This is a genomic window from Rhizobacter sp. P1_G5 (assembly GCF_056405435.1).
On the sequence record NZ_JBFUCB010000116.1, the window covers coordinates 1 to 12,821 of the forward strand.

The window sequence follows — 12,821 nt, forward strand, 5'->3', positions numbered from 1 at the left end:
GAGGATCTACATCACGGACCTACATCACCGCGCCGAACTGCCACGGCACGAATTCGTTCTGGCCGTAGCCGTGGCGTTCGCTCTTGGTCAGCTCGCCCGATGCGGTGGCCAGCATCTGCGCAAAGATCGCTTCGCCGAGCTCGCCGATGGTGGCCGTGCCGTCGACGATGCTGCCGCAGTTGATGTCGATGTCGTCCTGCTGGCGCAGCCACAGCGCGGTGTTGGTCGACAGCTTCAGCGACGGTGACGGTGCGCAGCCGTAGGCCGAGCCGCGGCCGGTCGTGAAGCAGATCAGGTTGGCGCCGCCGGCGACCTGGCCGGTCGCGCTGACCGGGTCGTAGCCCGGCGTGTCCATGAACACCAGGCCGTGCGCCGTCACCGGCTCGGCGTATTCGCAGACCTCGACCAGGTTGGTGGTGCCGCTCTTCGCGATCGCGCCCAGCGATTTCTCGAGGATGGTGGTCAGCCCGCCGGCCTTGTTGCCGGCCGACGGGTTGTTGTCCATCTCGGCATGGTTGCGCTCGCAGTGGTCTTCCCACCAGCGCAGCCGCGCGAGCAGCTTGCCGGCGACCGCGGGCGACACCGCGCGCCGCGTCAGCAGGTGTTCGCCGCCGTAGATCTCGGGCGTCTCCGACAGGATCGCGGTGCCGCCGTGGCGCACCAGCAGGTCGACCGCGGCGCCGAGCGCCGGGTTCGCGCTGATGCCGGAGTAGCCGTCGGAGCCGCCGCATTGCAGCCCGACGCACAGGTGGCTCGCGCTGACCGGCTGGCGCCGGGTGCGGTTCGCTTCCGGCAGCATCTCGTTGACGAGCGCGATGCCGCGCGCGACCGCCTTCGCGGTGCCGCCGGCGTCCTGGATGTTGTAGCTGTGCAGGCGTGGGCCGTCGGCCAGGCCGATGCCGGCGATCTGGTTGGTCTCGCATCCGAGGCCCACCATCAGCAGCGCGGCGAAGTTCGGGTGCCGCGCATAGCCGGCCAGCGTGCGGCGGAGCACCTGCAGCGGCTCGCCTTCGCTGTCGGTCGCGCAGCCGGCGCCGTGCGTCAGCGCGACGACGCCGTCGACGTTCGGGAACGCGGCCAGCGCCTCGGGGTGGATGTCGCGCCGGAAGTGGTCGGCGATCGCGCGGGCGACGGTCGCCGAGCAGTTCACCGAGGTCAGGATGCCGATGTAGTTGCGCGTCGCGATGCGGCCGTCGGCGCGCACGATGCCCTGGAAGGTGGCCGGGGTCTCGACGAAGGCCGTCGGGTGCGCGTCGGCGCCGACGGCGGGGTCGCGCTCGAAGCTCGAGAACTCGAGGTTGTGCGTGTGCACGTGCTGGCCGGCAGTGATCGGCTGGCGCGCGATGCCGATCACCTGGTTGTAGCGCCGCACCGGGGCGCCGGCCGGCAGGTCGCGCACCGCGAGCTTGTGGCCGGGCGGGATCAGGCCGCTGACGGTCACGCCCTCGGAGTCGATGCGCGTGCCCGACACCAGCTGGCGCCGCGCGATGACGACGTCGTCGGCTGGGTGGATGCGAATCGTCGGCGCGCTGGTTTCCATCAGGGCCTCGTCAGCCGTCGATCAACTCCGGATTCCATGCATGCACCTTCTGCTGCTGCTCACCCAGGCCCTGGATGCCCAGCTTGATCGAATCGCCCGGCTTCAGGTACAGCTGCGGCTTCTGCCCCATGCCGACACCCGGCGGCGTGCCGGTGCTGATCAGGTCGCCCGGGTTCAGCGTCATGAAGCGGCTCACGTAGCTCACCAGGTGCGCCACGTTGAACACCATCGTCTTCGTGTTGCCGTTCTGGAACCGCTTGCCGTTCACCTCGAGCCACATCGGCAGATTCTGCGGATCGGGCACCTCGTCCTTCGTGACCAGCCACGGGCCGACCGGGCCGAAGGTGTCGCAGCCCTTGCCCTTGTCCCAGGTGCCGCCGCGCTCCAGCTGGTACTCGCGTTCCGACAGGTCGTTGACGATGCAGTAGCCGGCCACGTGGTTCAGTGCGTCGGCCTCGGACACGTAGCGTGCCGTGCTGCCGATCACGACGCCGAGCTCGACCTCCCAGTCGCTCTTCACCGAGTTCTTCGGCAGCACGACCGGGTCGTTGCAGCCGATCAGCGCGCTGCTCGCCTTCATGAAGATCACCGGCTCGGCCGGCACCGGCTGGCCCGATTCGGCGGCGTGGTCCGCATAGTTCAGGCCGATGCAGATGAACTTGCCGAGGCCCGCCCAGGGCGGCGCGAGGCGGCCCGGTGTCTCGATGAGCGGCAGCGTCGACGGATCCAGCTCGTGCAGCCGCTTCAGGCCGTGCGGCGACAGCGTCGCGGCAGTGATGTCGGCGAGCACGCCCGACAGGTCGCGCAGCTGGCCGTCGGCATCGACCAGCGCGGGTTGCTCGGAGCCCTTCGGGCCGTGGCGCATCAATTTCATGGACTTCTCTTTCCGTGCTTCAGTTGGACCAACCACCGTCGATGATCTGCGAGGTGCCGGTGGTGAACCCGGACTCGTCGGACGCAAGATACACCGCCAGCGCCGCGATCTCGGCGGTGCTGCCGATGCGGCCGATCGGCTGCCGGGCGACGAAGGCCGCCTCGACCTGTGCCACCGTCTGCCCGCTCGCGCCGGCCTGCGCCTCGATGCGCTGGCGCAGCGAGGGCGATTCGATCGTGCCCGGGCAGATCGCGTTGCAGCGGATGCCCTTCGCGACGAAATCCGCCGCGACCGACTTCGTCAGCCCGATCACCGCCGCCTTCGTCGTGCCGTAGACGAAGCGGTTCGGCGCGCCCTTGATGCTGCCGGCCACCGAGGCCACGTTGATGATCGAGCCGCCACCGCCGGCCAGCATCGCCGGCAGCGCCGCGCGGATCGTGCGGTACATCGAGCGCACGTTCAGGTCGAACGAGAAATCCCAGGCCGCGTCGTCGCACTCGAGGATGGTGCCGGCATGCACGAAGCCGGCGCCGTTGAACAGCACCTGCAGCGGCCCGAGCCCGGCCACCAGCGACTGCACCGCGGCGCCGTCGCGCACGTCGAGGTGCCGCGCGGTGATGCCGGGGATGCGCGACAGCTCGGCCAGCGCCGCATCGTTGATGTCGGTCGCGATCACCCGCGCACCCTCGCGCGCGAAGGCCTCCGCGGTGGCGCGGCCGATGCCCTGGCCGGCGGCGGTGACGAGGGCGGCCTTGCCGGCCAGTCGTTGCGTCATGGGGTCGTCCTGTGAGTTGTGTCAAATTGGTCCAGTGGTCTGACCAATTCGTCGAAAGCGTACGGGAAGCCTCCAGGAGCGTCAATCCGTGTTGCACCCTTGCGGGTGCCACCCTTCAGGTGAAACACCCTAGGGGGCGTGTGAATACCATGGGCCAGAATCGCCCGTTCGTTTCCGGAGACCCCAGATGGATAAGACTTGGCTCAAGCAGTACCCCAGCGGGGTGCCGGAGCAGATCGATGTCGAGCAGTACACGTCGCTCACCGCGTTGATCGACGAAAGCCTGAAGAAGTACGCCGACCTGCCCGCCTACAAGTTCATGGGCAAGGTCTTCACGTTCCGCCAGGTCGACGAGGCCTCGCGCGCGTTCGCCGCGTACCTGCAGGCGCTCGGGCTCGAGAAGGGCGACCGCGTCGCGATCATGATGCCCAACGTGCCGCAGTACCCGATCGCGGTCGCCGGCATCCTGCGCGCCGGCCTGGTGGTGGTCAACGTCAACCCGCTGTACACGCCGCGCGAGCTGGAGCACCAGCTGAAGGACTCCGGCTCGAAGGCCATCCTGATCATCGAGAACTTCGCCGCCACGCTGCAGGCCTGCCTGGCCGCGGTGCCGACGAAGAAGATCATCCTCGCGACGATGGGCGACATGCTCGGCTTCCCGAAGGGGCTGATCGTCAACTACGTCGTGCGCAACGTGAAGAAGCTGGTGCCGGCCTTCGAGCTGCCCGGCGCGGTGCCGTACAACGACGCGATCTCCGCCGGCAAGCGCGCGAGCCTGAAGGCGCCCACGCTCAAGCTCGACGACATCGCGGTGCTGCAGTACACCGGCGGCACCACCGGCGTCAGCAAGGGCGCGGTGCTGCTGCACCGCAACCTGGTCGCCAACACGCTGCAGGCCGAGGCCTGGTACCAGCCGGCGATGCGCAAGGTGCCGGCCGGCACGCAGATCATGTCGGTGTGCGCGCTGCCGCTGTATCACATCTTCGGCTTCACCTCGAACATGATGCTGTCGATGCGCACCGGCGGCTGCAACCTGCTGATCCCGAACCCGCGCGACATTCCGGGCGTCTTCAAGGAGCTGGCCAAGCAGCCGTTCCACAGCCTGCCGGCGGTCAACACGCTGTTCAACGCGATGGCCAACCATGCGCTGTTCAACACCGTCGACTGGAGCCACCTGAAGATCTCGGTCGGCGGCGGCATGGCGGTGCAGCAGGCCACCGCCAAGCTGTGGCTCGAGAAGACCGGCTGCCCGATCTGCGAAGGCTACGGCCTGTCGGAGACCTCGCCGTCGGCCACCTGCAACCCGACCGACAGCACGGCCTACACCGGCACCATCGGCCTGCCGCTGCCGTCCACCGAGCTGGCGCTGCTCGACGACGACGGCCGCGAGGTGCCACTGGGCACGCCGGGCGAGATCGCGATCCGCGGCCCGCAGGTGATGGCCGGGTACTGGCAGCGCCCCGACGAGACCGCGAAGGTGATGACGGCCGACGGCTTCTTCCGCACCGGCGACATCGGCACCGTCGACGGCAACGGCTACTTCAAGATCGTCGACCGCAAGAAGGACATGATCCTGGTCAGCGGCTTCAACGTCTACCCGAACGAGGTCGAGGACGTCGTCACGCAGATGCCCGGCGTGCTCGAGTGCGCTGCGATCGGCGTGCCCGATGCGAAGGCCGGCGAGGCGGTGAAGCTGGTGATCGTGCGCAAGAACCCCGCGCTGACCGAGGCCGAGGTGCGCGCGTACTGCGAGGCCAACATGACCGGCTACAAGCGGCCGAAGGTGGTCGAGTTCCGCACCGAGCTGCCGAAGAGCCCGGTGGGCAAGATCCTGCGGCGCGAGTTGAGGGACAAGACCTGACGATGCTGTGGATGAGCGCCCCGCAGAGGGCGTCATGCTGATAAATTCGGGCCGCGGCTGACCCGCCGCGCCGCGCCCTGGGAGAGCTCTGGTGATCTGGACCAAAACTGACGCGGGACGAATCGAGATGACGGCGCGCGCGCTCGTCAAGGAGCGTGCGCAGCGCAACCTGCTGCTGCTGATCGACGGTGCGAAGTCCGAGGAGATGCTGCTGGCCAACGTGGTCGGCGTGACGATCGACGACTTCCGGGCCCTCGAGACCCTGGGCCTGATCGCGCAGGTGTCGGGCAGCGGCAGTTCACGCCTGAACACCCCGCCGGCTGCGGCGCCGGCCAGTGCGCCCGCTGCCGCCTCCGGCGGTGTCGGCACGCCGGTCGACCCGGGCGAGCTCGACTACGCGAAGTTCACGTCCACGCTGACGCAGATGATCTCCAGCGAACTCGGCCTGCGCGGCTTCACGCTGACGCTCGCGGTCGAGAAGGCCAGCACCATCGAGGAACTGCGCGACGTGGCCGACCGCACGATCGAGCAGATCCGCTCGCGCAAGGGCGAGCCCGCGGCGCACAAGGCGCGTCGCGCTCTGTACGGCGGCTGAGCTGGCCCCAACCCCCGCGCCCCCGGCGCGCCCGCTGTGGCGCAGGCTGCTGCGGCTGCCCTGGCGGCTGTTGCGCGCGCTGCTGCTGGTGCTGGCGGCGCTCGTGCTGTTCATCGAGGAGTGGGGCTGGCGGCCGCTGACGGCCTTCGTCGCGCGGCTCGCGAAGTGGCCGCCGCTGGCGCGCTTCGAGGCGCTGGTGCGCGCCGCGCCGCCGCGCATTGCGCTGCTGCTGTTCCTGGCGCCGGCGGTCGCGCTGTTCCCGATCAAGCTGCTCGCGTTGTGGATCCTCAGCCGCGGCCATGCGCTGCTCGGCATCACGGTGATCGTCGTCGCCAAGCTGCTCGGCACCGCGATCGTCGGGCGCCTGTTCATCCTGACCGAGTCGCAGCTGATGCATTTCGCGTGGTTCGCGCGGGCGCTGACGTGGTGGCGCGCGACCAAGCTGCGCGTGATGGAGGCGCTGCGCCGCTCGGCCGCGTGGCGCGGCGCGCGGCGGCTGAAGACGCGCTGGCGTGCATGGCGCCGGCGCTGGCGCGGTCTCGACGAGCAGGACGGCTGAGGCGAACGGGCTGACCGGAAGGGCTGGCACACTTCGGTCATGCCTCCCCGTTTCCATGTGGCCGAGCCGATGCTGGCCGGCGTCGAACTGAGCCTTCCTCCCGGTGCCGCGCGCCACGTGCAGGTGCTGCGCCTGCAGCCCGGCGATCCGCTGACGCTGTTCAACGGCGAGGGCGGCGAGTGGCAGGCCGAGGTCGTCCGGATGGGCCGCGGCGACGTGGCCGTGCGCCTGAATGCGCACATCCCGGTCGACCGCGAGCTGCCGATCCATGTGACGCTCGCGCTCGGCATGCCGGCCAACGAGCGCATGGATGCGCTGGTCGAGAAGGCGACCGAGCTCGGCGTCGCAGTGATCCAGCCGCTGATGACCGAGCGCTCGGTGCTGCGCCTGAGCGGCGAGCGCGCCGACAGGAAGCAGGCGCATTGGCAGGGCGTCGCGGCCGCGGCCGCCGAGCAGTGCGGGCGCACCCGCGTACCGCTGATCGCGCCGGTGCGCAGCCTCGCCGACTGGCTGCGCGGCCAGCCGCCGGCCGCCGGCCGCCGCTTCGTGCTGAGCCTGCGCACGCCCGAGCCGCTGCAGGCCGAGGCCGGTGGTGCGCTGACCTTCCTCAGCGGCCCCGAAGGCGGGCTCAGCGAGGCCGAAGAGGCGGCGGCCGCGGCCAGCGGCTTCGCGCCGGCCAGCCTCGGCCCGCGCGTGCTGCGGGCCGACACGGCACCGCTCGCGGTGCTCGCGTACCTCGGGCTGTCGTCGGGCGCCTGAGCCCCGAGCGGTCTTGTGGTCGACACGGGCGGCGCCCACAATCGGTCTCCCCACTCCAAGGAGCACCTCATGGGACTGCTGGATTCCGTGATCGGCATGGTGGCCGGCCAGAACGACCCGACGGGCCAGGGCGGCGGCAACCACGCCGCGCTGATCACCGCCGTGGTGTCGATGTTGAACGCGAACGGCTCGGGTGGCGGTCTCAACGACCTGATCGCCCGCTTCGAGCAGGGCGGGCTCGGCTCGGTGATCGGCTCGTGGGTGTCGACCGGGCAGAACCTGCCGATCTCGGCCGAGCAGCTGCAGAGCGTGCTCGGTTCAGGCCAGCTGGCGCAGATCGCCGAGCAGCTCGGGCTGTCGCACGGCGAGGCGGCCGATCAGTTGTCGCAGGTGCTGCCGCAGGTGGTCGACCACCTGACGCCGAACGGGGAGTTGCCGGCCAGCGGTGCGGCCGGCGGGATGGGCGATATCGGCAGCCTGATCGGGAGCTTGCTGCGACGCTGACGGGGGCGGGCCGAGCGCCGGGCCGCCCCAAGCCGGCCCGCATCCCCTCGGGGGATCGACCGGCGTACCCGCCGGGCGAGGGGTTGTCATGGGTCAGCGCGCCGAACCGGCCACCAGGTCGAAGCGGAACAAGCGGCACTCGATCGGCCCGTTCCACATCGGCACGCGCTTCGACTCCTTCAGCCGCATCGAGCCCGGCAGCTTCATGTCCGGGCTCAGCACCCAGGCGGTCCAGCCGGCGGGGTGCTGGGTGTAGGCGCGCTTCCAGTGCGCCGACAGGCGCGGGAAGAAGTCGGCGACCAGGGCCTTGTTGTCGTCTTCATCGTGCGCCGGCGCGCGCGCCTTGCCCGCGACCTCGATGCGCTCGCCGTATGGCGGGTTGATCATCAGCGTGCCGGGCAGCGTGGCCGGCAACGTGGGCGCCGGGCGCTCCAGCGCATCGCCGCCGTTGAACTGGATCGCCTGCTCGACGCCGGCGCGCTGCGCATTGCGGCGCGCGAAATCGACCATCCGGAACGACACGTCGCTCGCGTGGATCGTCACCGCGCTCGCGTGGATGCGCGACTGCGCATGGCTCTTCAGGCGCTGCCATTGCGCGCGCATCTCGGCATCGGCGAACGGCAACAGCCGCTCGAACGCGAAGCGGCGCTTCAGCCCGGGCGCGATGCCGCAGGCGATCTGCGCGGCCTCGATCGCGATCGTGCCGGAGCCGCAGCACGGGTCGTGCAGCGCGCCGCCGGCCTCGGGCGTGCCGCGCCAGCCGGCGGCGGCCAGCATCGCGGCGGCCAGCGTCTCCTTCAGCGGCGCGTCGCCCTTGTCCTCGCGCCAGCCGCGCTTGAACAGCGGCTCGCCCGAGGTGTCGACATACAGCGAGGCCCGCTCCTCGGCGACGTGCAGCAGCAGCGGCAGGTCGGGGTGGCGGGTGTCGACGCTCGGGCGCGTGCCGGTGGCTTCGCGCAACTGGTCGCACACCGCATCCTTGATGCGCAGCGCGGCGAAGTTCAGGCTGCGCAGCGGGCTGCGGTGCGCGGTGGTGTCGACGCGCAGCGTGTGTTCGGGCGTGATCCACTGCTGCCAGTCGACGCCGCGCGCGAGCTCGTACAGGTCGTGCTCGTCGCGGTACGGCCCCTCGGCCACCTCGGCCAGCACGCGCTGCGCGAGCCGGCATTCGAGGTTCAGCGTCATCACGTCCTGCGGGTCGCCGTCGAGCGCGACGCCGCCGCGGCCGGCGTGCACCTGCGCGGTCGGCAGGATGCGCAGCACCTCTTCTTCGAGGAGCGCTTCAACGCCCGCGGCACAGGGCAGGAACAGGGGGAGGGCGCACATCGGGATTCAGTTCAGAGGGATTTGCGGAGGTTCGCGGGCGCGATCTTCAGCGCTTCGCGGTACTTCGCGACGGTGCGGCGCGCGACCTGGATGCCCTGCTCCTCCAGCATGTGGCTGAGCTGGCTGTCCGACAGCGGCTTGGCCGCGTCCTCGGCGCTGACCAGCTGCTTGATCAGCGCGCGCACCGCGGTGCTCGACGCATTGCCGCCGGCCTCGGTGTTCAGCGACGAGCCGAAGAAGTACTTCAGCTCGAAGGTGCCGAACATCGTGGCCATGTACTTGGCCGTCGTCACGCGCGAGATGGTCGATTCGTGCAGGCCGAGCTCGTCGGCGATCTCGCGCAGCACCAGCGGCTTCATCGCGATCTCGCCGTGCGTGAAGAAGCTCTTCTGCCGCTCGACGATCGCCTGCGAGACGCGCTGGATGGTGTCGAAGCGCTGCTGGATGTTCTTCATGAACCAGCGCGCCTCCTGCAGCCGCGAGCTCAGCGCGCTGCCGCCGGCCCCGCCCGAGCCGCGGCCCTGGCGGATCGCCTGCGCGTAGAGGTCGTTGATGCGCAGCTTGGGCATCACGTCGGGGTTCAGCACGACCTTCCAGTTGCGGCCGGACTTCTGCACGATCACGTCGGGCACGATGATGTTGGCCTCGGCACGCGCGAACGGGCGGCCCGGCTTCGGCTCCAGCGCGACGATCAGCGTCTGCGCTTCCTTGATCAGCTCCTCGTCGGCGCCGGTCGCGGCCATCAGCTTCTTCATGTCGCGCCGGGCCAGCAGGTCCAGGTGCTGCTTGCAGATGATGATCGCGATCATCTGCGCCTCGCAGCGCTCCTGCGCGCGCAGCTGCAGCGTCAGGCATTCGCCGAGGTTGCGGGCGCCGACGCCGAGCGGCTCCATGTTCTGCAGCCACTTCAGCGCGCACTGCAGGCGCTCGAGGATCTCCTCCTGCTGCTCGGGGTCGCCTGCCAGCTCGGCGGCGATCTCCTCGAGCGGGTCGGCCAGGTAGCCGTCGTCGTCGAGCGATTCGATCAGCACGGTGATCGCGATCGCATCTTCGGCACTGACGCGCATGCCGAGCAGCTGCTCGCGCAGGTGATCCTGCAGGCTGGGGGCCTGCGGGTTGCGGTCCTGGCCGTCGAAGTCGTCGTCGGGGTTGCTGCCGCTGCCGGCCGCGCTGGGCGTCTCGCGGATGCCGTCGAAATCGTCGCGCTCGGTGCCGTTCTCCCAGTCCTCGCGCTCGGTCGCGCCGAACTCGGCGCTGTCGACGCCGGCGGACTCATCGGGCGCGGTCTCGGCGGACGACTCGCTCGCGGTGCTGCTGTCGGCCTCGCGCTCGGCATTGCGCTCCGAGGTCGTCAGCCGTTCGGTCAGGGGCTCGGACGGGGCCGCCTCCTCCAGCTCGGCCTCGAGGAAGGGGTTCTGCTCCAGCATCTGCTCGACTTCCTGGTGGAGTTCGAGCGTGGAGAGCTGCAGCAGCCGGATGGACTGCTGCAACTGCGGCGTCAAGGCCAGATGCTGCGACAGGCGGACCTGAAGGGAGGGCTTCATGTGTCAGCCCTCACATGCGGAAGTGTTCGCCGAGGTAGACCTTTCGCACATCGGCGTTGTCGACGATCTCGGCCGGCGTGCCCTCGGTGAGCACACGCCCCTCGCTGATGATGTACGCGCGGTCGCAGATGCCCAGCGTCTCGCGCACGTTGTGGTCGGTGATCAGCACCCCGATGCCACGGCTCTTCAGGAACCCGATGATGCGCTGGATCTCGATCACCGCGATCGGGTCGACGCCGGCGAACGGCTCGTCCAGCAGGATGAAGCGCGGCTGCGTGGCCAGTGCCCGGGCGATCTCGACGCGGCGGCGCTCGCCGCCCGACAGCGCCGGTGCCGGGCTGTCGCGCAGCTTCTCGATGCTCAGGTCGTTCAGCAGGTCGCCGAGCAGCTTGTCGACGGTGGCCTTCGGCAGCTCCTTGCCGTCGGGGCCGCGCTGCAGCTCGAGCACGGCGCGGATGTTCTCCTCGACGGTCAGCTTGCGGAAGATCGAGGCTTCCTGCGGCAGGTAGCTCAGGCCCAGGCGCGAACGCTGGTGGATCGGCAGGCGCTCGACGCGCTGGCCGTCGATCAGGATCTGGCCGTCATCGGCGCGCACCAGGCCGACGATCATGTAGAAGCTGGTGGTCTTGCCGGCGCCGTTCGGGCCGAGCAGCCCGACGACCTCGCCGCTGCGCACCGACAGGCGCACGTCCTTGACCACCTTGCGCGCGCCATAGGTCTTCTGCAGGCCGATGGCCTCCAGCCGGCTGGTGTCGGCCGCGGCGGTGCTGGCGGGGACGGCGCTCAACGGCGTGCTCCCGAGGCTGCCTGCGAGGCCGCTTCAGCGGCGGCCGGCGTGCCTTCCTTCGGCGTGAACACGTAGCGCACGCGGCCGGTCGGGTTGCTCGGGGTCACCGCGGCGCTGCCGCCGGCGACGGTGAAGAGCTCGGCCGTGCCGTCGTAGGTGATCAGCGCGCCGGTCACTTCGTCGGCCACCGCGGTGCCGCGCAGCCGGCGCACCGAGGCCTTGTTGACGAAGCGGATGGTGTCGAGCTTGCTGTCGTACTCGAGGCGCTCGGCCTCGCCTTCGACGAATTCATTCACGCCTTCGCGTTTCTGCCGGAAGCTGGCCGGCTGGGTCGGCGTGCCGACGGCGATGGCGGACTGGTAACCGTCCGGCCCCTCGCGAACCTCGATGCGCCCCGCCTTGATCAGCATCGTCCCCTTGCTGACGACGACGTTGCCGTTGAACACGACCAGCTGGTTGATCAGGTCGACCTTGCCCGGCTGGTCGGATTCGACCTCCATCTTCTTCAGCCGGTCGGCCCGTTCGGCCTGGGCCGGCAACGCCGTGGCAAGCGCACAGGCGGCGGCGACAAGCGCCAGCCGACGCCGGGAGAAAAGGGAGGTGTAGGTAAGTGGGGTCATTGCGGCATGAAACTTGCAGGCCATTCTAGCCACAGTTTCATGCCGTCGGGGTTACCAGATGAAGTCGGCGTTGCACCGACTTGGGGTCATCAAGCGCCGGTGCGGGATTTCTGGATCAGGAAGTCGGTGACCTGCAGCATGCGCTCGTTGGTGCCGGCCAGCGACCCCGAGGTGAAGTAGCGGCCGTTGATGCCCAGCGCCGGCACGCCATCGAGCTTGTAGGCCTCGGCCAGCTTGGCGGCCTGCTTGGTCTTGGTCTGCGTCGAGAACGAGTTGTAGGCCTCCAGGAACTTGGCGCTGTCGACGCCGTTCTTGGCCATGAAGGCGGCGATCTCGTCGGGCTTGTCCAGGCGGGCGTGCTCGCTGTGGATCGCGTAGAAGACCTTGCGGTGCATCGCATCGACCTTGCCCAGCGTCTCGAGCGCATAGAAGATCTTCTGGTGCGCGACGAACGGCTCGTCGCGGAACGCGACCGGCACGCGGCGGAACACCACGTCGGCCGGCAGCTTCTTCTGCCAGGCGTCGAGCGCCGGCTCGAAGGCGTTGCAGTGCGGGCAGCCGTACCAGAAGAACTCCACCACCTCGATCTTGCCCGGCGTGGCAGGCGACACCGGCTGCGCGAACTTGATGTAGTTGGTGCCCTCGACCGGGGCGCCTTGCGCGAGGGCGCCGGTGCTGGCGGTGAGGCCGATGGTGCCCAGGCCGGCACCGCCCAGGCTGGCTCCGACCAGCTGTGCCGAGAAATCGCGACGGTTCATGTTCAGTTCCAAAGTGGTAGGGATCAACGACGAGCGGTGGAGTCGGTGTCGGATGGAAAAGTTCAGGGCTGCTCTTTCGATCCCGGCTTACTTCTGCACGCGGACCAGCGCCGATTCCACCCCCACGCCATCCAGCTTTTCCTTCGCCAGGTCGGCGTCTTCCTTCTTGTCGTACGGGCCGAGGCGCACCCGGAACATCGTGCGCCCGGACTGCTCGCGCTCGGTGATCTTGGCCTGCAGGCCCATCATCGCCAGCTTGGCCCGTTGCTGCTCGGCATCCTCGACGCGCCCGAAAGCGCCTGCCTGGACGAAGTAGCTC

The 12,821-nt window shown here is 69.6% G+C and carries 14 protein-coding genes; 5 read left to right on the forward strand and 9 right to left on the reverse strand.

Annotated features, from left to right (window positions below; genetic code table 11):
- Nucleotides 1-19: 19 nt before the first annotated feature.
- The 3 genes from AC1D12_RS11030 to AC1D12_RS11040 are packed head-to-tail and all read right to left on the reverse strand — an operon-like array spanning nucleotide 20 to nucleotide 3,189.
- The gene (locus tag AC1D12_RS11030) at nucleotides 20-1,540 is read right to left on the reverse strand and encodes a UxaA family hydrolase (RefSeq protein ID WP_477828336.1); all 1,521 of its coding nucleotides are present in this window, start codon (nucleotides 1,538-1,540) and stop codon (nucleotides 20-22) included.
- A 10-nt stretch (nucleotides 1,541-1,550) separates the two neighbouring features.
- Complete coding sequence (locus AC1D12_RS11035) at nucleotides 1,551-2,414, reverse strand: fumarylacetoacetate hydrolase family protein (protein WP_477828337.1); 864 nt, start codon at nucleotides 2,412-2,414, stop codon at nucleotides 1,551-1,553.
- 19 nt (nucleotides 2,415-2,433) lie between these two features.
- Nucleotides 2,434-3,189 carry an SDR family oxidoreductase gene (locus tag AC1D12_RS11040; RefSeq protein ID WP_047501323.1) on the reverse strand — a complete coding sequence of 252 codons (756 nt, stop codon included), beginning with the start codon at nucleotides 3,187-3,189 and terminating at the stop codon, nucleotides 2,434-2,436.
- Nucleotides 3,190-3,376: 187 nt separating this feature from the next.
- On the opposite strand from AC1D12_RS11040, the gene AC1D12_RS11045 reads away from it, so the two are divergent.
- From AC1D12_RS11045 to AC1D12_RS11065, 5 genes are all read left to right on the forward strand, one after another.
- Nucleotides 3,377-5,050, forward strand: coding sequence for a long-chain-fatty-acid--CoA ligase (locus AC1D12_RS11045; protein WP_465111323.1), 1,674 nt, complete (start codon nucleotides 3,377-3,379; stop codon nucleotides 5,048-5,050).
- A 91-nt stretch (nucleotides 5,051-5,141) separates the two neighbouring features.
- Nucleotides 5,142-5,645, forward strand: coding sequence for a hypothetical protein (locus AC1D12_RS11050; RefSeq protein ID WP_156154678.1), 504 nt, complete (start codon nucleotides 5,142-5,144; stop codon nucleotides 5,643-5,645).
- A gap of 70 nt (nucleotides 5,646-5,715) precedes the next feature.
- Complete coding sequence (locus AC1D12_RS11055; protein ID WP_477825540.1) at nucleotides 5,716-6,204, forward strand: hypothetical protein; 489 nt, start codon at nucleotides 5,716-5,718, stop codon at nucleotides 6,202-6,204.
- Between the two features lie 39 nt (nucleotides 6,205-6,243).
- Nucleotides 6,244-6,963 (forward strand): 16S rRNA (uracil(1498)-N(3))-methyltransferase, encoded by a 720-nt coding sequence (locus tag AC1D12_RS11060; RefSeq protein WP_477825541.1) that lies wholly within the window; start codon nucleotides 6,244-6,246, stop codon nucleotides 6,961-6,963.
- Nucleotides 6,964-7,032: 69 nt separating this feature from the next.
- Nucleotides 7,033-7,467, forward strand: coding sequence for a YidB family protein (locus tag AC1D12_RS11065; protein WP_477825542.1), 435 nt, complete (start codon nucleotides 7,033-7,035; stop codon nucleotides 7,465-7,467).
- Nucleotides 7,468-7,560: 93 nt separating this feature from the next.
- On the opposite strand, the gene AC1D12_RS11070 is transcribed toward AC1D12_RS11065, so the two are convergent.
- From AC1D12_RS11070 to AC1D12_RS11095, 6 genes are all read right to left on the reverse strand, one after another.
- Nucleotides 7,561-8,793 (reverse strand): THUMP domain-containing class I SAM-dependent RNA methyltransferase, encoded by a 1,233-nt coding sequence (locus tag AC1D12_RS11070; protein ID WP_477825543.1) that lies wholly within the window; start codon nucleotides 8,791-8,793, stop codon nucleotides 7,561-7,563.
- Between the two features lie 11 nt (nucleotides 8,794-8,804).
- On the reverse strand, nucleotides 8,805-10,337 hold the full coding sequence (locus tag AC1D12_RS11075; protein ID WP_047501338.1) for an RNA polymerase factor sigma-54: 1,533 nt from the start codon (nucleotides 10,335-10,337) through the stop codon (nucleotides 8,805-8,807).
- A 10-nt stretch (nucleotides 10,338-10,347) separates the two neighbouring features.
- On the reverse strand, nucleotides 10,348-11,124 hold the full coding sequence (gene lptB / locus AC1D12_RS11080) for an LPS export ABC transporter ATP-binding protein (RefSeq protein ID WP_047501341.1): 777 nt from the start codon (nucleotides 11,122-11,124) through the stop codon (nucleotides 10,348-10,350).
- Entirely contained in the window at nucleotides 11,121-11,744 is a 624-nt protein-coding gene (gene lptA / locus AC1D12_RS11085) for a lipopolysaccharide transport periplasmic protein LptA (protein ID WP_465111327.1), read from the reverse strand. Before lptA ends, lptB begins: the two co-directional genes overlap by 4 nt.
- Nucleotides 11,745-11,833: 89 nt before the next feature.
- Nucleotides 11,834-12,502: a thiol:disulfide interchange protein DsbA/DsbL gene (locus tag AC1D12_RS11090; RefSeq protein WP_465111328.1), complete on the reverse strand. Its 669-nt coding sequence runs from the start codon at nucleotides 12,500-12,502 to the stop codon at nucleotides 11,834-11,836.
- An 87-nt stretch (nucleotides 12,503-12,589) separates the two neighbouring features.
- The coding region (locus AC1D12_RS11095; protein WP_477840415.1) for an SPOR domain-containing protein at nucleotides 12,590-12,821 on the reverse strand (232 nt) is incomplete at its 5' end.